Consider the following 17,393-nt stretch of genomic DNA (forward strand, 5'->3'; position numbering starts at 1 on the left):
AGCGCAGGTGACATCGCCACCGGCCCCGCCCCGGCCGCCGTCACGCCGGAGGCCAAGGCAGAGCCCGCAGCTGCGTCGCCCGCAACGGCGGCAAAGGTCGCCCCGCCCGCACCCACAGCCGGCGGCACCCGCATCTTCGCCTCGCCGCTGGCGCGCCGGATCGCCGCCGACAAGGGGCTGGACCTGGGCCAGATCAGCGGCACCGGCCCGCATGGGCGGATCGTCAAGGCGGACGTCGAGGGCGCCAGTGCCGCGCCGAAACCCGCCGCCGCGCCCGCGAGTGCCCCTGCCGCGCAAGCCGCCGCCCCGGCGATGGCTGCCGGCCCCTCGGCCGATGCGGTGGCGCGGATGTACGAGGGTCGCGACTACGAAGAGGTCAAGCTCGACGGGATGCGCAAGACCATCGCCGCGCGGCTGACCGAGGCGAAACAGTCGATCCCGCATTTCTATCTGCGCCGGGACATCAAGCTCGACGCGCTGCTGAAGTTCCGCGCCGACCTGAACAAGCAGCTCGAAGGGCGCGGCGTGAAGCTCAGCGTCAACGACTTCATCATCAAGGCCTGCGCGCTGGCGCTGCAATCGGTGCCCGACGCCAATTCCGTCTGGGCCGGCGACCGGATGCTGAAGCTGAAACCCTCGGACGTGGCGGTTGCCGTGGCGATCGAGGGCGGGCTGTTCACGCCGGTGCTGAAGGATGCCGAGATGAAATCGCTCTCGGCGCTGTCGGCGGAGATGAAGGATCTGGCCACCCGCGCCCGCGACCGCAAGCTGGCGCCGCATGAATACCAGGGCGGCTCCTTTGCGATCTCCAACCTCGGGATGTTCGGGATCGACAATTTCGACGCGGTGATCAACCCGCCGCATGGTGCGATCCTCGCGGTCGGTGCCGGCGTGAAGAAACCCGTGGTCGGCAAGGATGGCGAATTGACGGTGGCCACCGTGATGAGCGTGACGCTCAGCGTCGATCACCGGGTCATCGACGGCGCGCTTGGGGCCGAGCTGCTCAAGGCCATCGTCGAGAATCTCGAGAACCCGATGGTGATGCTGGCCTGATCCGCCCGCGACACCGTAGCAAACAGGCGCCGGTTCTCGTGACCGGCGCCTTTTTCATGCGCCGGTCACGCCGCGCCGCCCCCGCGCCACCGATGGGGAATCGCGCCCGCTTGCCGCCCCCCATGACGTGCATCAAGGTCTGCTGCATCGCAGCACGTTATGCTCATGGCAATCAGGGAATTTTCGAAAGGAACACGACATGAGCTGGACCGACAAACTGAACGAAGCGCAGGGCGGCATGGAAGGGTTCGGCGCAGCGCAGGCCGCGACCGCCGAGGGATTCGGCGCCCTGCACGTAGCCTCGACCACCGCAGGCGAGATCAGCGCCAAGCACAAGGAATTGATGGCGCTGGCGCTTGGCATCGCCAAGCAATGCGTCGATTGCATCGCCTTTCACGTCAAGGCCTCGGTCGAGGCCGGCGCCACCCGCGCGGAGATCGAGGAAACCGTCGGCGTCTGCATCCTGATGGGGGGTGGGCCGTCCTACATGTACGGGGTCAAGGCGCTGGCAGCCTACGACGAGTTCACCGCCTGAGCGGTCCCGTCCAAGAGAACGAAATCGGGGCGCCGTTGGCGCCCCTGTTCTCTCTGGCCCGGGAAGGTCCGCGTTCAGTCGTTGCAGAGACAGCCGGTCAGGTTCTGATCCATGCTCACCGAAGGCTGGTCGCACCCGGCCTCGCCCACGATCCTGGCCGGCACGCCCGCCACGGTCTTGCACGGCGGCACGTCGATCAGGACCACGGAACCGGCGGCAATGCGGCTGCAATGGCCGATGCGGATATTGCCCAGCACCTTGGCCCCGGCGCCGATCAGCACGCCATCCTCGATCTTGGGGTGGCGGTCCTCTTCTTCCTTGCCGGTGCCGCCAAGGGTCACCGAATGCAGCATCGAGACATTGTCGCCCACCACGGCGGTTTCGCCGATCACGATGGAATGGGCATGGTCGATCATGATCCCCTTGCCGATCTTTGCGGCCGGGTGAATGTCGACACCAAAGATCTCCGACACCCGCATCTGGAAGAAATAGGCCAGATCGTGCTGGCCCTTGTTCCACAGCCAATGGGCGATGCGATAGGCCTGCATCGCCTGGTAGCCCTTGAAATAGAGCACCGGCTGCACCAGCCGGTGGCAGGCAGGATCACGCTCATAGACCGCCATCAGGTCGGCGCGGGCCGCCTCGATCAGCGCGGGGGTTTCCGAATAGGCCTGATCGACGATCTCGCGCAGCACCACCATCGACATCTCGTTCGAACTCAGCTTGGCGGCAATCCGGTAGGACAGCGCCTTGTTCAGCGTCGGGTGATGCAGGATGCAGGCATGCACCAGTCCGCCCATCAGCGGCGCGTCCTGGACGATGTCCTGCGCCTCGGAGCGGATCCGGTCCCAGACCGGATCGACGGGAGAGATTTTCTTGCGCGGTTCCAGCATGGCAAAATGTCCTTTCCTGCCCCTAGAATGGCATCTAGGCGAAAAAACACCAAACGCAAACCCGTGATGACAGCGATGTGAGATATGAATGAGACCGACATCACCCGCTTCGCCGCGCAAATCTGCGCGCGGCTGGAGGAGATCGAACAGGAAAACCGGCTTGGCCGCGACGGTCAGGCGGTGGTCGAGCTGGACCAGCAATCGGTCGGCCGGCTGAGCCGCATGGACGCGCTGCAGAACCAGGCAATGGCCAAGGCGCAGCAGGTCCGCCGCGACGGTGAGGCCCGGGGGTTGCGCGCCGCGCTGGCACGGATCGACGCGGGCGAATTCGGCTATTGCGAGGAGTGCGGCGAGACGATCGCGTCCAGGCGGCTGGAGCTGAACCCCGCCGTCACCCGTTGCATCGGCTGCGCCTCGGGCTGACGCCCAGCGCGTCCAGCGCCTGCAGAACCATGACGAAACACCGGCGATAGGCGGGGTCGTCGAAATCCGGTTCATCCGCCATCGGATAGTGCCGCGCCGCCGCCATCAACGATCCGTTGCCCCAGCGCGGATGCAGCCGGGCGTGGCGCAGCCGGAACCGGTCCGCCGCCTCGGCCTCGCACAGCATCCGCCGACAGAGCGCCGCGCGCGCCCCTGGCTGCGCGGCAAGAAGCGCCCGGGCGGCACAGCTGACATCCCCGTGCAGCACCGGCCGCATCGGGATTACACCGGCAGGTCGATCCGGGCGAACAGGCCCGGCCCGTAGCGTGCCGAAACCTGTGCCACCTCCAGCCGCGCCGGCAGGGAAACCCCGTCGGCGGCCTGCGCCGCCGCCCCATAGCTCCAATGTGGCGCGCTGACGGTCTCCTCGCGCAGCAGGGTCTCCCCCTGCATCACCCGCAGCAGATAGGCTTCGCGCTCTTCCCCCAGCGGCACCTCGTCCAGCGTCCAGTCGCTGCCGTCCACCATCCGCGTGCGCCGGATCCAGTCGGCGGAATAGGCGCCCGTCGCATCGCGTGCCACCTTGAGGTGACAGGGCGCAAAGGGGCGCAGCCCGTTGCCGTCGAACGCCTCGATCAGGTGCTGGTAGGACGGGTCGTCATAGCCCCGCCGCGCCGATCCGATCCGATAGTGCCGCGCCACACGCCGCTGCGCCGGGGTCAGGTCTATCTGCGCAGGCCGCCCGTCCAGCAGCACGACCCACGATCCCGCCGGCCAAACCTCGGGCATCAGCCCGTCGCTGCCCGCCTGCCCGCGCAACCGCCCGGTCAGCAGATAGGTATCGGCCGCCACCAGTTCGGCTCCGCGAAACTGGAACAACTCCCAATTGCCGCCGGTCCCGTCGCCAATCGCGGCAAGGTTCGCCCCGTTCAGCACCGCCAGCGCATCGCGGCTTTCCAACCCGTCGTTCAGGAGTTTGACCTGCAGCGGCGCGCCCTCGTCCCAGAACCCGGGTCGCGCCGCCGCCAATGGCGTTTCGGTCATTCCGATGACCGACCGCGCGGCAATGATCTCGTCCAGTTCGTAATTCTCGTCCGCCGCCGAGGCATAGAGCGCCACCGTCCCCGGCCAGGGGGTCGCGGTCACCGCCAGATGCGGCGCCTGCAGAACCTCGTCCCCGTGGATCAGAGGCAGGTCCAGGAACAGCGGCAGCACCGGCACCGGAGTGGCAAACGCGCGCGCCGAAGGCAGCCCGCCCACCGGCTCCGACGGGGTATAGACCGCCGGTTCGATCCGCACCGCCTCGATCAATTGCGCCTGCGCCAGGTCCACCCGGTCGATCCGGTAAAGCCCCGCAGTCTCACCCCCCTGCGCCGGAAGCTGGACCACATCGCCCGCGCCCAGCGCCATGCGCGACGGCGGCAGGGACAGCCGCGCGCTTTCCCGGGCCACCCGCGCCTCGGTCAGCCAGCGTTCGGCCACCGCGCGCCCCTCGTCCCGGGTCATCGCCAATGGCAGATCGGTCACCGCCACCGCATGAGTGGCATCATCGGCCAGCACTGCCTGTTCGGCGGTCACGTCGTGATCCCCGCCCCATTCAACGAACCGCACCTGTACCCGCCCGGCCAGTTCGGCCTCGGGCTCGCGCGCCTGTTCGATCAGCCCCTCGATCTCTTCGCTCTCGGCCAGGGCGGCGCGATCCAGCGCCACCTCGCCAAGACCGTCACGCGGGAGGAATCGCAGCAGCCCGTCGCGCTCCACCGAGTCCACCGCGTAACGCAGCATCAGCGGCTGCAGTGCCGCGCGCACATCGTCGATCCGGTCGATGCGAAACCCGCGCAGGATATCATGCACCCGATCGGTATCGATATCGTGCAGCCCGGCACGCGCGCAAAGCTCCTCGATCACCGAGTTCAGCCGGCGTGCGCCCATGCGCCCGTTCAGCCAGTGCCCGCGCAGATAGTTGTCGCCGTCGCTCCACAGGTCGGTGCGATTGGGGAAACTCGGGAACGGGCGCGCGTCCCAAGCCCAGACATAGGCGTTCGCCAGATCCAGCATCGGCGCGCCATAGACCTCGGACAGCGGGTTGTTCCCGTCCTTGTCCCAATGGCCGAGTTGGGCCTGCAGGTAACACAGCTGGATCAGGTCGTCGCGTCGGCCATTGGAATACCTCGGCAGCGTCGATTCCGAGGATTTCGGATCGAGGAACTTGTTCGGCTGGTTGGTGCCCTTGTCGATCGCGGCGCAGCCCAGTTCGGTGAACCAGATCGGCTTCATCCCCGGCTCCCACGCCGTGGCCGTGGCCTGCCGCACCCCGCCGATCCGCTCGTGATGATCGTTGCCCCACCAGCCGCGCAGATCCTTGTAGCGCCAGACCCAGGGTTCCGCGTGATCCCCATCACTGATCGGCGTGCGGATCTGCGCCGCCTCGGCCTGGGGCGAATGATAATACCAGTCGAACCCCTCGCCGCCTTCGACATTGGCGTCGAGATAGGCGGGGTCATAAATGCTCTCCCACCCGGCCTGCGCATCCAGATGATCCGCGCCCTCGCGCCAATCCGACAGCGGCATGTAATTGTCGATACCGACGAAATCGATCTCCGCATCGGCCCAGAGCGGATCGAGGTGGAAATAGCGGTCGCCGCTGCCGTCTTGCGGCATGTAACCGAAATACTCCGACCAGTCGGCGGCATAGCCCAGTTTGACCTCAGGCCCCAGAATGCTGCGCACCTCGCCCGCCAGATCGCGCAGCGCCTGCACCACGGGAAAGCCCGTCGCGCCCCGGATCTGGGTCAGCCCGCGCAGTTCGGATCCGATGCAAAAGGCGTCCACGCCTCCCGCCGAAGCGCAAAGCGCCGCGTAATGCAGGATGAACCGCCGCAGGCCCCACTCCTCCGGGCCGGAGTAGGTGACCGCGCCGTCCCCCGCCGAAAAATCCGCCGCCGTGGCGGAGCCCATGAAACCCGCCACCTCTGCATCCGCCGCGGCGGAGCCGTCCGGGCTGCCCTCCACGCCGGGGGCGAGCGACAGGGTGATCCGCCCGCGCCAGGGCAGGTGCGGCTGATCTTCCGCCCCGATCCAGGGATCGGGCAACCCGTTTCCCGCGAGCTGGTCCATCAGGATGAAGGGATAGAACATCACCCGTTTCCCGGCGGCGCGCATGTGCCGGATCGCCTCGACCACCGCGGTATCCGCCGGTGTTCCGCCATAGATCGGACGATCGTCCACCAGCACGATCTGCCCGGCCGCGTCCCGCGTCAGCCCCGCGACCTGCCAGGGCATCCCCTCGCCCTCGGCCTCCTTCTGCTCGACCTTGGGCACCAACCGACATTCACCGCAGCGCAGATCGCCGCCGAACCACGACACCACCAGCGATACCGCCTCGCAGGATGGCAACTCCTCGGACAACTGCTCGAAGGCACGCGGGAAATCCGCCAGCCCCGAGGGCGTGCTCAGGTTCGCCGCCCGGCGGCTGCCGGGCCCGTCATTGTAATAGACCGGCGAGGTTGCCAACGCGTATTCCCCCGTCCCTGGGATCAGGGCCACCCCGCGCACCAGTTGCGCCGGGTCATGATCATATCCCCCGGCCCCCGGCTGTTCGGCCCGCAGCACCTCGAAGGACAGCTGCGGCACCCGGTTGCCGAAGGGCGACAGGTCCACATCCTCCAGCACCACGTAGGCGGTGCCGCGATAGGCCGGAACCATGCCCGCACCCTCGATTGCCTCGATCAACGGATCGGGCAGTTGATCCGCGCTGCCGGGATAGACCCGCATGTTCAGATCGGCGCGCGACACCTCCTCACCATCCGCCCAGACCCGCCCGACGCTGAGGATCTCGCCCTCGCAGAGCGCCACCGCCAGCGACACCGAATAGCTGTATTCGGTCACCCTGCGCGAAGGCGCGGCCCCCTTGCCGCCGCGCGTGGTCCTGGTCTCCTGGAAGTCCGAGGCCCAGATCACCTGTCCGCCCACCCGCATCCGGCCATAGACCTGCGCGATCGGCTCGCCCTCGCCCGCTTGCATCAGGCGAAACCGGTCAACCTTCCCGGTCTCCACCGGGTCGGCCCCCAGCCCCAACAGGCGCTGGTCGATCAGCCGACCCATCGTCGCCCCGACGGCCCGGCCGACGACGACCGAGGACAGCCCCGCCAGCGTGCCGCCCACCGAGCCGCCGATCGCCGCCCCCGCCGCCGAGAGAAGTATCGTCGCCATCAGCGCTCCCTCCTTGGAAATTCGAACCGCGCCACCACCCGCCGAGCCCAGGGCGCGCTCAGCGGGCTTTCGATCACCCCGCGCCCGGCATAGGCATGCACAAAGGTCGGCATCGCGCCGACCTCGGCCAGGATGCCCAGGTGTTTCGCGACGGCACCCGCCCGCATCCGGAACAGGACCACGTCACCGGGTTCCGGCGTCCGTTGTTTTTGCACCAGGTACATCCGCGCCGCCTGCCACAACCGTTCCTCCCCCTGCGGTTCGGACCAGTCCATTGTATAGGCCGGTACCCGCGCGGGTTCCGCGCCGCGCAATTCGCGCCAGACCCCGCGCACCAGCCCGAGGCAATCGGCCCCCGCCCCGCGCCTTGACGCCTGGTGGCGATAGGGAGTGCCAAGCCAGCCGCGCGCCGCCGCCACGACCTCCGGACGCCCTTGGATTACAACACCATTCACCGCAGGCTGCCCCCGGTGTTGGGGCTGGTCGATTTCGGCACTGAAACCACCCAATCCTCGCCCGGAATATCCGGAAACCCCTGGAAATTCCGCAGGTTGTTGAACTTCAATCGGCAGGTCTCCATCCGCTTGTCACAGCCGGCCTCAAGCCGCAGCAGGTCGCCCGGCGCAATCTTTGCCCGCAGCGGCTCCCACAGAGCGATCTCGCGCCCCTCCGCATCGGTCTCGTCGCGCTTGATCCCCCCCCAGAGCCCCGCCGCAGCGCCGCTCAGAACCTCCAGCCGCCCGCGTGCGAACCAGCCCGGCTCGAACCCGGACAGGTCGTTCCAGCGAAACACTCGCGCGCCCTCCACGCCCTCCACCGCGCGCTCCTCCGCATAGCCCGGCGTGGTCAGGTCGAACCGGCAGCCCCCGTCGCCCAGCACGGCGGTGCAGGCGGTCTGATAGATCCGCCCCAGCGGCCGGTTCAACGCCTGCGTCAGCCCGCGCAGATCGGCATGAAAGGCCCCGCCACCGCGCCGGATCTCGCCCAGCGTGCCGCGAAACTGCAACCAACGCACGCTGACATCGGCCCAGTTCACCAGCCAGGCCCGCACCTCGGCCCCGTCGAACCGGCCGGCCTCGATCTCCTCGTCCCGCAACCCCGCATCGCTCAGCGCGCCGATCGCCTCGGTATTGTCCACCGCCAGCCCGGTCGCCTGCTGCACCGCCTGCGCCGACAGCCCTGTCTCGGCCCGAAAGGTGATGCCGTCGAACGTCAGCGTCCGGTCATGGTCGGTGAAGCCCATTTGCACCCCGTCGCTCCGGGTCAGCGCCAAGCACCGGCACAGCGTCGTCACGCCGCTCTCCACATGGGCACGGAACGCCTCGCTCATGCCGCCAGTTACGCCCGCGCTCATACCCGCACCTCCACCACCGGCACGTTTGGCACGTCTCCGGCCTGGAAACTGGCGACGCTGGTCTGGATGCCATCGGTGTCGAACCGCACCGGCACGTCGAACTCGAACCCGGCCATCACCGCCAGCCCGATCCCCGGCGGATGGGAAAATGTGATGAGCCCGGTGCCGGTGTCCACGGTATAGTCGACCGCCTCCTGCAACTCATCCTGCTCCAGCCCGACCCGCACCGTTCCAGCCACCGGCTTTGCAATCGGGCGGGCATAGCTGTGCGGCCCCGAGCGATAGACCTTGCGCAGTTGAAACACCGTGGTTGCGCCGTCACCCCGCGCGATCTCCTGATCGTCAAAGTGGACCTCCGCCCGTGCGCGGCCGGACTTGTAGTCCGACCAATCCTTCCAGCGAAAGCCGAACATCTGCCCCTGCCGCGCCTCGAAAAAGGCGATCAGCACCTCCACGTCATCCAGCGAGCGCATCCCCAGCCCGGCGTCATAGCGCCGCCGCGCATGCGCCCAGGGCGTGTTGCGCTCCTCAAACCCGTTGGCCAGTGTGACGATATCCGTCCGCCGCTCCGGCCCGCCCACCGAGCCGAAGCTCAGCGAGGCGGGAAACCGCACCTCGTGAAAATTCATCGCTCTTTCCCCACCTCAGAGATTCCGTCCACCCTGCGCCAACGCCCGGCGCATCTGTGCCGCGATCTGGCCCCGGCTGCGCTGGAACCCGGTCACGTCGGGGGTGGTGACGTTCATCACCACGTTCACCGCGCTGCCGCCCGCCCCCGCGCGCACGCCAAGCTTGCCGTCGCGACCCCGCGCCAGCGGCAGGATCGCCTCCGGCCCCGCCTCGCCCATCAGCCCTGTCGCGCCGCGCATCGGGAACAGGGTCGCGCCGCGCACCACGCCACCGCTGGCAAAGGGCATCACCCGGCCCTGCGCGAACCCGGCGCCGTTCCCGAACGGCAACAACCCCTCGACCAGGCTGCGCACCCCGTCGCCGAGCAGCCCACCGAAATGATCGGTGACCGGCTTGATGGCGGCGGAATAGGTGGCCTGCACCATCGTCTGCGCCAATCCGTCCAGAGCCTCCGACAGGCTCTTGCCGTCGAACACCACCCCGTCGAAGGCCCGCCGCAACCCGCGCGAGAACCCGCGCTCCAGCGTGGCCACATCGCGCCCCGTCGCCGCCAGCGCCGTGCGCATCCGGGCCAGCTCGGCCTCGAACTGCGCCGCCATGCCCACGGCGCCGCCCAGGCTGTCCTCCAGCCCCTCCGCCGCCACCGCCAGATCGTCAATCGCCCCGTCGTCCGCCATTCCCTGCATCCCTTGTCGCATCGGGCCAGGCCGCCTCAAGCGCCGCCAGCCCCGCCCGTGTCATCGGCGCCGCGCCCTGCCCCTGCCCCAGCATCAACGCCAGTTCGGCCGGGGTCAGCCGCCAGAACGCCTCTGGAGACAGCCGCAACCCCTGTATCCCGGCCCGCATCAGTACCGGCCAGTCGATCCCGCTCATCCGCCCCCCTGGTCCGGCCCCGCCCCCGGCACGGTAAAGGCCCGCGCCAGAAGCTCCGCAGCCACCCGCGCCGCCGCCAGCGGCCCGCCCTCGATCTCGACCCGCATCAGGTCCTCCGGCCCCCAGTCGGCCCCTCCGCCGCGCAACCCGGCCAGGATTAGCGCCAAGAGGTCGCGGCTGGAAAACCGCCCGCCCTCGAACCGCTCGACCAGTGCCACCAGCGTGTCCTCGCCCAGCCGCTCCTCCAGCTCCGCCAGCGCCCCCAGCGTCAGCTTCAGCACCCGCCGCTCGCCACCGATCACCAGCGCCACCTCGCCTGCCCAGGGATTTGCTAAAAAATTCGCCATCCCCTAGACTGCCGAGAACACCAGCACCCCGGCGCTCTCCATCGACATCTCGTAGGTAGCCTCGCCGTCATGGCTGCCGGCGTATTCCAGCGCGGTGACCTGGAACGGCCCCTCGACGATGCCGAAATCCGGGATTATCACCTGGAAGTCCGGCACCTCCCCATCGAAGAATAGTTGCCGCGCACGCTCGTCCGTGCCCGCGTCCTTGAACACGCCCGAGCCGGAAATCGCCGCCGATTTCACCCCCGCGCCGGACAGCAGCTCGCGCCAGCCGCCCTGGCTTTCCAAACTGGTCACATCGACGCTCTCGGCGTTAAAGCTCACCCGCGTGGCGCGCAGCCCCGCGATGGTCTCGAACAGCCCGTCGCCGGTCATGTCCACCTTGATCAACAGATCCTTGCCGTTCTGGGCACCCATTTGCCGCCTCCTGCTCTGGCCCGCCTATGCGTCTTCGACACGGGCACGAAATTTCAGGTCGATGCGCCGGATCTGTCCGGCGCTGCCGGTCCGCCGCGCCTGCGCGCGCTCAAACCAGATCCCCACCACGCGGCCCCGGCTCAGCGCCGGGGTCGCATCCACCAACACCGCGCCGACCGCCGCCGCCGCCTGCTTCGCGGCGGCAAACCCCTGCGCCTCGCTGATCACCGACACCGTGAACCGATGCAGCGCCCCGGCGCCCTCCCGGTCCGAACGATCCCGAACCGTCTCCGCACCCAGGCTGACATAGGTCTCGGGCAAAGCGCCGGCCGGCAGCCCGTCATAGATCGCCCCCCCCACCAGCGCTGCCAGCGCCGCGTCACCGGACAACAGCTGATACACCGCCGCCTGCAGCGGCGCGGCCATCGCGTAGCTCATGCTGCCACCTCCTCATCGGCGAAACAGGTCAGGAACCGCCCCGCCGGGTCATGCTCGGCCACCGCACGGATCAGATAGAGCCGCGCGCCATCGCGAAATCGCTGCTCCGGCGCCGGGCGCTGCGCCGAGCCCGCCGGCGCGCCGCGCACCACGATGCGATACCCCATGGTCGAGACCGGCTCGCCCGCCTGCGCCCGCTCGCGCCCGCTGCGCGGCCGCACCTCCGCCCAGAGCGTGCCCAGGCTCGTCCAGCTTTCGATCGCGCCGCCGGCGCCATCGGGCACCCGCACCGGCGCCTCCAGCACCAGCCGACGGCTCAGCACCGGCGCGCTCATCGCGCCGCCCCCGACCCCAAACGCACCACGCGGTAACGCTCGATCAGGCTGCTGACGCCAAACGGCATGCAGCCCGCCACCAGCGCGGTTTCCTCGCGGTAGGCATAGTAATGCGCCGCCAGCAGCAGCACCGCCTGGCCCAGGTCGGCCGGCAACCCGCCCCAGTCCGCCGCCATCCCGGCGCTGAGCGCGATGCGCGCATGGCCAGCGGTCGGGATCGTCGGCAACAGCACCCCGACGGGCCGCAACACCGGCCGCTGCGAATCCTGCTCCAGCCAGTACCGGCTCGGGTCCACCGCAACCTCCGCCGCCGCCGCATCGACCAGCACGACACCGGTCACCGCCGAAACCGGCGCCACCGGCAATCGCGCGCCCTCGGGATCCGACCAGGCATGGACGACCCAGCTGAAATCCCGCGCCAACAGGATCTTTCCAGTACGTGCCTCGATCGCCGCGACGGCCGCGCGCAGGAACCCCTTCAGCAATTCGTCCTGCAGGTCGTCCTCGCCGAACCCGCTGCCCAGCCGCAGATGCGACCGGAACTGCACCACCGGCAGCGCGGCATCCGCGATCGTGGTCACTTCGCTCAACATCATTCGCTTTCTCCGATGTTCCGGGCCTATACTCCGGCCCCGCTCCGATCGCCCGCGCGGACGCGCACCGTGCCCCCGTGTCGCTCGGACGGAGGGGAGCAGCTAGACAACACGAGGGGTTATCCCGGCACGCGCCCGCCACGGCGCCGGTTGCCCGGCGCCGTGATCCGGTCCGCGTTACACGGTGCCGAATTTCAGCAGCTTGATCGCGGCGAAATCGCTGACATCGCCGCCCACCCGCTTGGTGGCGTAGAACAGCACATGCGGCTTGGCGCTGAAGGGATCCCGCAGAACCCGCAGATCGGGCCGCTCGGCCACGGTATAGCCGGCGCGGAAATCTCCGAAGGCCACCGCAAAGGCATCGGCGGCCACGTCAGGCATGTCCTCGGCGATCAGCACCGGATACCCCAGAAGCCGCGCCGGTTCGCCCGCGGCCAGCCCATCGGACCACAGGAACCGCCCGTCGGCATCCTTCATCTTGCGCAGCACGCCCGCGGTCTTGGAGTTCATCACGAAACTGGCGTTGGCCCGGTACTGCGCCCCCAGCGCATAGACCAGATCGACGACCGGATCGGCGTCGGGCAGGCTCCCGGAAGCACCCGATACGACATACCCCAGCTTGCCCCAGGACCACGATCCGTTGTCGATCTTGGTATGGGTCAGAAATCCGGTCGGCTTGTCGGTGCCGTCGCCGTTGACAAAGGCATCGGCCTCGGCCCGGGCAAATTTTTCGGCGATGCGCCCGGCCAGCCAGCCCTCGATGTCAAAGGCGCTGTCATCGAGCAGCCGCTGGCTCGCCTTGGGCAGCGCGCTCAACTCGTGCAGCGGGATCGAGATACGGTCAATCAGCGGCGTATCGGTTTCGCTGACGGCCCCGGTCTCGGTGGCCCAGCCCGCGCCGGCCTCGCTGTGGTCGATCAGCACGTCATAGGATGTCGCCTCCACGTGCACCACCGCCGCCACCGCGCGGATCGACGCGGTCGACAGCAGCACCGACTGCACCGCCTCAGCGGTCTGCGGGTCCACCAGGTAGCCGCCATCGCTGTTCACCGCCGTGGACATCGCCTTGCCCTCCAGCTCCAGCCCGCGCAGCGCATCGTCGTCGCCGCTGCGCAAATAGGCGTTGAACGCCTTGCGGTGGGGTGCGGCGGGCTCTGCCGCCATGGCCAGGGGCGGCCGCGCCGCCGCGTGCGTTTTCCGATCAAGCATGGTCAGTCGCTCTTCCGTTTGTTGAAGTTTAGATTGAATTTCATCCCGAAATCTGCTGATTTCGCGTATAAATCCAGACATCTCGTTCTTTACCTCATGGATCAGAGGCGCCTCGTCCCCGGCCTGCGCCGGCAAGTTCGTCCCGCTCATTCGTTCCTCCTGTTCCCGGGGTCGGGTTCGGCCGACCCACGCCGTGCCAGTTTCTGCCGCGCGTCCCGAAGGACCGCCGCCAACTCCCGCAACGGCGCCTCGGCCGCCGTCTGCTTCGCCGCCACCCGCGCCCCGCTCAGCATCGGAAAGGTCACCAGCGACACCTCCCAAAGCTCCAGTTCGGTCAGCAGCCGGCCGCCCTCGGCGCGCCGCTCCGCCCGCTTGGTGCGATAGCCTATCGACAACCCGTCGATCGCGCCCGCCGCCACCAGCGCGGCGGCTTCGCGCCCCTTCTGGGTGGCCTGCAACAACCGCCCCTTGACCCAGAGCCCGCGCGCATCCTCACGCAGCTCCTCCCAGACGCCGATCGGCTGGGCCGGATCGTGCTGCCACAGCAGCTTCACCGTCTGCCCGCGCGCCGCCAGCGCCTCGAGCGCGCCCGCATAGGCCCCCCTGGCCACCACGTCGCCACTCTGGTCGGACACGCCGAACAGGCTGGCATAGCCCGCGATCTCCGCCTCCCCGCTCACCTGCAGCCCGTCGCCGAACCGCGCGAACTTGGTCTCCAGCTCGGTCTCGATACCCTGGTTCATTCCCATCTCCTCGAATTGCACCCCGCGCACGGCCCGCTCAGCCGCCCGCCGACAGGACCGATTGCAACGCCTGCGCCAGGATCATCGCCACCACTCCGTAGACCGTGAGCCACAGCCGCCGCTCCAGCCGCTCCATCGCCTGTTCCAGCCGCTCCAGCCGGCGGCAGACATTCTCGTGATGCACCGCGCTCACCCGCTCATGCGCCGCCAGCCGCAGCCCCGGCACGCATTCGAACGGCGCCTGCTCGACCCGGCTCACGCATCCGCCCCCGCCCGCGCCGGATCGGACCGCGCCGGCAACCCGAGCAGCGCCCGTTTCTCCGCCTCGCTGAGGAAATCGGCCCGCGCCACCCGGCTCCACTGCGCCTCGCGCTCCGCAGCCAGCGCCGGCACCTGGTCGAGGTCCGGCTTCAACACCGCCAACATTCCCGAATGCAACCCCAGCCAGTCCGACAGCGCCGCCACCACCCGGCTCGCCAGCGGCAGGACCGTCAGCCGGTAGAACGCCCGGTTCGCCTCCTGGTAATTGGCATAGGTCGCGTCCCCCGGGATCCCCAACAGCATCGGCGGCACGCCAAAGGCCAGCGCGATCTCGCGCGCGGCGGCCTCCTTGGTCTTCTGGAACTCCATGTCCGAGGGCGAAAATCCCATCGGCTTCCAGTCCAGACCGCCCTCCAGCACCATCGGCCGCCCGGCATTGCGCGCGCCGCGGTAATTCGCCTCGATCTCCTCGGACAGGCGCCGGAACTGGTCCTCGGCCATCCCGCCCTGGCCGTCACCACGCCAGACCAGCGCACCCGAGGGCCGCGCGGCATTGTCCAGGAGCGATTTCGACCAGCGCGACGCGCTGTTGTGCACATCCACCGCCATCGCCGCCGCCTGCATCGGCGCAAAGCCATAGTGATCGTCCTGCGGATGGAAATTGCGGATGTGGCACACCGGCGGAACCGGCCCGGTGGCATCGAACCTGTGCTTGCGCGCGCCCACCGCGTACTCATAAGCGGCAGGCCAGCCATCTGCCCCCGGCACCACCCGCATCCGGTCCGACCGCAGCACATGCAACTCTTGCGGCAGGCTATCCCCGGATTCCGCCGGCCCCGCCACCGCCTCGACATAACCATCGCCCGACAGCAGGATCTGCGCGTAAAGCGCCTCCAGCAGCTCTGCCCGCCCCTGCGCCGGGTTGGGCCGTGCGATCAGGCTCAGCAGCGGATGCACCTCGAAGCGCCGATCCTTGTCCTGCAGAACCAGCGGCAGCGCCGCCGCGGCCTCGGCGATCATCTTGACCGCGCGATAGCCCACCGGGTTGCCCATGAACCCAGCCCGCGTCAGCGAGGCGCTGTCGCGCGGGCTCCAGGCGACCCGGCCGGCACTGTGCCAGGCCACCACCGGCCCGGTGGCGCTGGCCTTGCGCTCCGGCGCCTTGCCTGCCTTGCCCCGCCGCAGGAAATCGAATGCCATGTCCCGTTGCTCCTCTTTCCGGGCCCGGCGGTCGCCCCGCCCGGCTTGCTTGAGGCGGTTATGACAGCGGGTCGGAAACAACCCGGAAACGGCGCGTACGGTGGCATGGCAACAGGGCAAATCTCCCCCTAGCTGGCTGTCTCCCCCGCGAAAGCGGGGACCTCACAACACCCGCAGGCGCGGCCGCCGGTATTGCGCCGCCGGGGCGATGATCAGCTCATGCAGCGCCCAGACCAGCGCATCGACCCGGTCGGGCGATCCCGCCCCCTCGAATCCCCGCGCCGTCATCAGCCCCATCTGGTCCTCCAGCGCGTCGAGCCCGGCCAGGTGCCGCACCCGCCCCTGCTCATAAAGCGCCGCCACCGGCTCGGCCCGGGCGATCTTGCCCCGGCTCGCCCGCACCGCGCGCACCGGCACCAGCGGATCGACCTGGCGCAGCACCTCCTCCACCAGCTGCCCGCCCTGATTCACCTCGGCCACCAGCCGTTCGGCGCCAAAGTCCTCCATCGCCGCGATCGCCGCCCGCGCCCAGCCCGCCGGGCCGGCGCCCTGCACCGTCCGGTCCGCCAGCACCCAGGCCCGCCAGTCCTGCGGCGGCCCCTGGAGCTGCGCCCCGGCCACAACGATGCCGCAGGCATCCGCATCCGCCCCCGAGGTCACCGCCGGATCCAGCGCCACCACGATGCGATCCAGCTCCGGCGCCGAAACCGCCCGTGCCGCCTCCAGCATCTCCCCGGTCCAGAGCGCGCCCTCCGCGTCGGCCATCAACACCCCGTCCAGCTCCTGCCGGCCCAGCCGCGTCCCCGCATAGCGCGCCCGTACCTCCTCCAGGAACGACGCGGCAAGATTGGCGCGGTTCGCCTCGGTCGGGGCCTGCGTCAGCACCGTCGAAGGGGCCGCCAGCAGCGCCTTGAGCACCCCCTGGTTGCGCGGCGTCGTGGTCACGCAGACCTGCGGAAGCGCGCCCAGCCGCAATGCGAATTGCAGCATGTCCCAGGCCTCCCGTGCCTTGGGCCACTTCGCCAGCTCATCGGCCCAGGCGGCATCGAACTGCGGCCCGCGTAGCCCGTCCGGATCCTGCGCCGAGAACGCCTGCGCCTCGGCCCCGTTGGGCCAGACCAGCCGCCGCTCGCTCGCCTTCCAGACCGGGCGCCGGTCGGGCGGCGAACAGGCCAGAATCCCGCTGTCGCCCCGGATCATCACGTCGCGCACCTGGTCATAGGTCTCGCCCAGCAGCGCCACCCGTCGGCAACGCCCCCGGTCCAGCGGCCGGGCGCCCTCGACCTGCGCGCGCACCCATTCGGCCCCGGCCCTTGTCTTGCCGGCGCCGCGTCCACCCAGGATCGCCCAGGCGCGCCAGTCGCCCTCCGGGGGCAACTGGTGCGGCAGGGCCCAGAACTCGAACAGGAACGGGAGGGCGCAAAGCCCTCCCTCGCCGATCTCATCCAGGAATCTCTCCCTCACGGCAGCAGGCCCGGAGGCGAGCCAGTCGGCACCCGACCTCAGCCCGGGCAGCCTCAAGATCGAGGGCGTATCCCCCTTGCGCGATTCCCGCTTTGCGATGTTGCTCTTGGACAAAACATTCCTCCACTTTCTGGCAGGACCGGATCACCTGTCCCGCCCGTTCCAATTCCTTGCTGCGCGCCGCCACGCTGGCGTCCCCCCCGGTCTCGATCTCCTGTTTCAGAGCCTCGGCAATGTCCCTCAACTCCTGAACCGACCGCTTCAGCGACCGCAGCAAGGCGGCCGCGTCCGAAATCCGTTCCTCCGGGGTAATCAAAATCATCTCTGTTCTCTGACCTCATGCGCGGGTGAACTCCGCACGAGAGAACGAAAAAACGGCCGCCGGGATGCCCCGGGGCCGTTCATTCAGTTCT

General features: G+C 69.1%; 22 protein-coding genes. 3 read left to right on the top strand and 19 right to left on the bottom strand.

What is annotated here, in order from left to right:
* The coding region (locus P1U75_RS07005) for a 2-oxo acid dehydrogenase subunit E2 (protein ID WP_300241408.1) at nucleotides 1–1,053 on the top strand (1,053 nt) is incomplete at its 5' end.
* A gap of 199 nt (nucleotides 1,054–1,252) precedes the next feature.
* Nucleotides 1,253–1,588: a carboxymuconolactone decarboxylase family protein gene (locus P1U75_RS07010; RefSeq protein ID WP_300241410.1), complete on the top strand. Its 336-nt coding sequence runs from the start codon at nucleotides 1,253–1,255 to the stop codon at nucleotides 1,586–1,588.
* A 74-nt stretch (nucleotides 1,589–1,662) separates the two neighbouring features.
* On the opposite strand, the gene cysE is transcribed toward P1U75_RS07010, so the two are convergent.
* On the bottom strand, nucleotides 1,663–2,481 hold the full coding sequence (cysE, locus tag P1U75_RS07015) for a serine O-acetyltransferase (protein ID WP_300241412.1): 819 nt from the start codon (nucleotides 2,479–2,481) through the stop codon (nucleotides 1,663–1,665).
* An 84-nt stretch (nucleotides 2,482–2,565) separates the two neighbouring features.
* Between cysE and P1U75_RS07020 the strand changes: the two genes are divergently transcribed.
* Complete coding sequence (locus tag P1U75_RS07020) at nucleotides 2,566–2,904, top strand: TraR/DksA C4-type zinc finger protein (protein WP_300241414.1); 339 nt, start codon at nucleotides 2,566–2,568, stop codon at nucleotides 2,902–2,904.
* On the opposite strand, the gene P1U75_RS07025 is transcribed toward P1U75_RS07020, so the two are convergent.
* The 18 genes from P1U75_RS07025 to P1U75_RS07110 all read right to left on the bottom strand — a co-directional run bounded on the left by P1U75_RS07025 (nucleotide 2,873) and on the right by P1U75_RS07110 (nucleotide 17,302).
* Nucleotides 2,873–3,181: a hypothetical protein gene (locus tag P1U75_RS07025; protein ID WP_300241416.1), complete on the bottom strand. Its 309-nt coding sequence runs from the start codon at nucleotides 3,179–3,181 to the stop codon at nucleotides 2,873–2,875. The genes P1U75_RS07020 and P1U75_RS07025 overlap by 32 nt on opposite strands.
* A gap of 5 nt (nucleotides 3,182–3,186) precedes the next feature.
* Nucleotides 3,187–7,116 carry a glycoside hydrolase/phage tail family protein gene (locus P1U75_RS07030; protein WP_300241418.1) on the bottom strand — a complete coding sequence of 1,310 codons (3,930 nt, stop codon included), beginning with the start codon at nucleotides 7,114–7,116 and terminating at the stop codon, nucleotides 3,187–3,189.
* The gene (locus P1U75_RS07035; protein ID WP_300241420.1) at nucleotides 7,116–7,571 is read right to left on the bottom strand and encodes an NlpC/P60 family protein; all 456 of its coding nucleotides are present in this window, start codon (nucleotides 7,569–7,571) and stop codon (nucleotides 7,116–7,118) included. Before P1U75_RS07035 ends, P1U75_RS07030 begins: the two co-directional genes overlap by 1 nt.
* Complete coding sequence (locus P1U75_RS07040) at nucleotides 7,568–8,470, bottom strand: DUF2163 domain-containing protein (RefSeq protein ID WP_300241422.1); 903 nt, start codon at nucleotides 8,468–8,470, stop codon at nucleotides 7,568–7,570. The genes P1U75_RS07035 and P1U75_RS07040 overlap by 4 nt, the downstream gene beginning before the upstream one ends.
* Nucleotides 8,467–9,099, bottom strand: a complete 633-nt coding sequence (locus P1U75_RS07045) for a DUF2460 domain-containing protein (protein ID WP_300241425.1) — start codon at nucleotides 9,097–9,099, stop codon at nucleotides 8,467–8,469. The genes P1U75_RS07040 and P1U75_RS07045 overlap by 4 nt, the downstream gene beginning before the upstream one ends.
* A 15-nt stretch (nucleotides 9,100–9,114) precedes the next feature.
* Nucleotides 9,115–9,777, bottom strand: a complete 663-nt coding sequence (locus P1U75_RS07050) for a phage tail tape measure protein (RefSeq protein WP_300241428.1) — start codon at nucleotides 9,775–9,777, stop codon at nucleotides 9,115–9,117.
* Nucleotides 9,755–9,973, bottom strand: coding sequence for a rcc01693 family protein (locus tag P1U75_RS07055; protein ID WP_300241430.1), 219 nt, complete (start codon nucleotides 9,971–9,973; stop codon nucleotides 9,755–9,757). Before P1U75_RS07055 ends, P1U75_RS07050 begins: the two co-directional genes overlap by 23 nt.
* Entirely contained in the window at nucleotides 9,970–10,320 is a 351-nt protein-coding gene (locus tag P1U75_RS07060) for a gene transfer agent family protein (protein ID WP_300241432.1), read from the bottom strand. The genes P1U75_RS07055 and P1U75_RS07060 overlap by 4 nt, the downstream gene beginning before the upstream one ends.
* A 3-nt stretch (nucleotides 10,321–10,323) precedes the next feature.
* Nucleotides 10,324–10,737, bottom strand: a complete 414-nt coding sequence (locus P1U75_RS07065) for a phage major tail protein, TP901-1 family (protein ID WP_300241435.1) — start codon at nucleotides 10,735–10,737, stop codon at nucleotides 10,324–10,326.
* A 24-nt stretch (nucleotides 10,738–10,761) separates the two neighbouring features.
* Complete coding sequence (locus P1U75_RS07070; RefSeq protein WP_300241437.1) at nucleotides 10,762–11,175, bottom strand: DUF3168 domain-containing protein; 414 nt, start codon at nucleotides 11,173–11,175, stop codon at nucleotides 10,762–10,764.
* Complete coding sequence (locus P1U75_RS07075; protein ID WP_300241439.1) at nucleotides 11,172–11,510, bottom strand: phage head closure protein; 339 nt, start codon at nucleotides 11,508–11,510, stop codon at nucleotides 11,172–11,174. Before P1U75_RS07075 ends, P1U75_RS07070 begins: the two co-directional genes overlap by 4 nt.
* Nucleotides 11,507–12,106 carry a head-tail connector protein gene (locus P1U75_RS07080; protein WP_300241442.1) on the bottom strand — a complete coding sequence of 200 codons (600 nt, stop codon included), beginning with the start codon at nucleotides 12,104–12,106 and terminating at the stop codon, nucleotides 11,507–11,509. Before P1U75_RS07080 ends, P1U75_RS07075 begins: the two co-directional genes overlap by 4 nt.
* 174 nt (nucleotides 12,107–12,280) lie before the next feature.
* Entirely contained in the window at nucleotides 12,281–13,462 is a 1,182-nt protein-coding gene (locus tag P1U75_RS07085; protein WP_300241444.1) for a phage major capsid protein, read from the bottom strand.
* A complete protein-coding gene (locus P1U75_RS07090; protein WP_300241446.1) occupies nucleotides 13,459–14,055 on the bottom strand; it encodes an HK97 family phage prohead protease in 597 nt (198 codons plus the stop codon). The genes P1U75_RS07085 and P1U75_RS07090 overlap by 4 nt, the downstream gene beginning before the upstream one ends.
* A gap of 37 nt (nucleotides 14,056–14,092) precedes the next feature.
* Nucleotides 14,093–14,314: a hypothetical protein gene (locus P1U75_RS07095; RefSeq protein WP_300241448.1), complete on the bottom strand. Its 222-nt coding sequence runs from the start codon at nucleotides 14,312–14,314 to the stop codon at nucleotides 14,093–14,095.
* Nucleotides 14,311–15,516 (bottom strand): phage portal protein, encoded by a 1,206-nt coding sequence (locus P1U75_RS07100; protein WP_300241450.1) that lies wholly within the window; start codon nucleotides 15,514–15,516, stop codon nucleotides 14,311–14,313. Before P1U75_RS07100 ends, P1U75_RS07095 begins: the two co-directional genes overlap by 4 nt.
* Nucleotides 15,517–15,678: 162 nt before the next feature.
* Entirely contained in the window at nucleotides 15,679–16,965 is a 1,287-nt protein-coding gene (locus P1U75_RS07105; protein WP_300241510.1) for a terminase family protein, read from the bottom strand.
* Nucleotides 16,958–17,302: a hypothetical protein gene (locus P1U75_RS07110; protein WP_300241452.1), complete on the bottom strand. Its 345-nt coding sequence runs from the start codon at nucleotides 17,300–17,302 to the stop codon at nucleotides 16,958–16,960. Before P1U75_RS07110 ends, P1U75_RS07105 begins: the two co-directional genes overlap by 8 nt.
* Nucleotides 17,303–17,393 lie beyond the last annotated feature (91 nt).

This window comes from Antarcticimicrobium sp. (assembly GCF_029212575.1).
Taxonomy (GTDB): domain Bacteria; phylum Pseudomonadota; class Alphaproteobacteria; order Rhodobacterales; family Rhodobacteraceae; genus Antarcticimicrobium.

Coding starts and splice junctions, on each gene's coding strand:
- P1U75_RS07020 (WP_300241414.1), top strand. CDS start 2,566: ATGAATGAGACCGACATCACCCGCTTCGCCGCGCAAATCTGCGCGCGG.
- P1U75_RS07070 (WP_300241437.1), bottom strand. CDS start 11,175: ATGAGCTACGCGATGGCCGCGCCGCTGCAGGCGGCGGTGTATCAGCTG.
- P1U75_RS07100 (WP_300241450.1), bottom strand. CDS start 15,516: ATGGCATTCGATTTCCTGCGGCGGGGCAAGGCAGGCAAGGCGCCGGAG.
- P1U75_RS07040 (WP_300241422.1), bottom strand. CDS start 8,470: ATGAGCGCGGGCGTAACTGGCGGCATGAGCGAGGCGTTCCGTGCCCAT.
- P1U75_RS07030 (WP_300241418.1), bottom strand. CDS start 7,116: ATGGCGACGATACTTCTCTCGGCGGCGGGGGCGGCGATCGGCGGCTCG.
- P1U75_RS07090 (WP_300241446.1), bottom strand. CDS start 14,055: ATGAACCAGGGTATCGAGACCGAGCTGGAGACCAAGTTCGCGCGGTTC.
- P1U75_RS07050 (WP_300241428.1), bottom strand. CDS start 9,777: ATGGCGGACGACGGGGCGATTGACGATCTGGCGGTGGCGGCGGAGGGG.
- P1U75_RS07010 (WP_300241410.1), top strand. CDS start 1,253: ATGAGCTGGACCGACAAACTGAACGAAGCGCAGGGCGGCATGGAAGGG.
- P1U75_RS07085 (WP_300241444.1), bottom strand. CDS start 13,462: ATGAGCGGGACGAACTTGCCGGCGCAGGCCGGGGACGAGGCGCCTCTG.
- P1U75_RS07055 (WP_300241430.1), bottom strand. CDS start 9,973: ATGAGCGGGATCGACTGGCCGGTACTGATGCGGGCCGGGATACAGGGG.
- P1U75_RS07060 (WP_300241432.1), bottom strand. CDS start 10,320: ATGGCGAATTTTTTAGCAAATCCCTGGGCAGGCGAGGTGGCGCTGGTG.
- P1U75_RS07080 (WP_300241442.1), bottom strand. CDS start 12,106: ATGATGTTGAGCGAAGTGACCACGATCGCGGATGCCGCGCTGCCGGTG.
- cysE (WP_300241412.1), bottom strand. CDS start 2,481: ATGCTGGAACCGCGCAAGAAAATCTCTCCCGTCGATCCGGTCTGGGAC.
- P1U75_RS07025 (WP_300241416.1), bottom strand. CDS start 3,181: ATGCGGCCGGTGCTGCACGGGGATGTCAGCTGTGCCGCCCGGGCGCTT.
- P1U75_RS07075 (WP_300241439.1), bottom strand. CDS start 11,510: ATGAGCGCGCCGGTGCTGAGCCGTCGGCTGGTGCTGGAGGCGCCGGTG.
- P1U75_RS07065 (WP_300241435.1), bottom strand. CDS start 10,737: ATGGGTGCCCAGAACGGCAAGGATCTGTTGATCAAGGTGGACATGACC.
- P1U75_RS07045 (WP_300241425.1), bottom strand. CDS start 9,099: ATGAATTTTCACGAGGTGCGGTTTCCCGCCTCGCTGAGCTTCGGCTCG.
- P1U75_RS07110 (WP_300241452.1), bottom strand. CDS start 17,302: ATGATTTTGATTACCCCGGAGGAACGGATTTCGGACGCGGCCGCCTTG.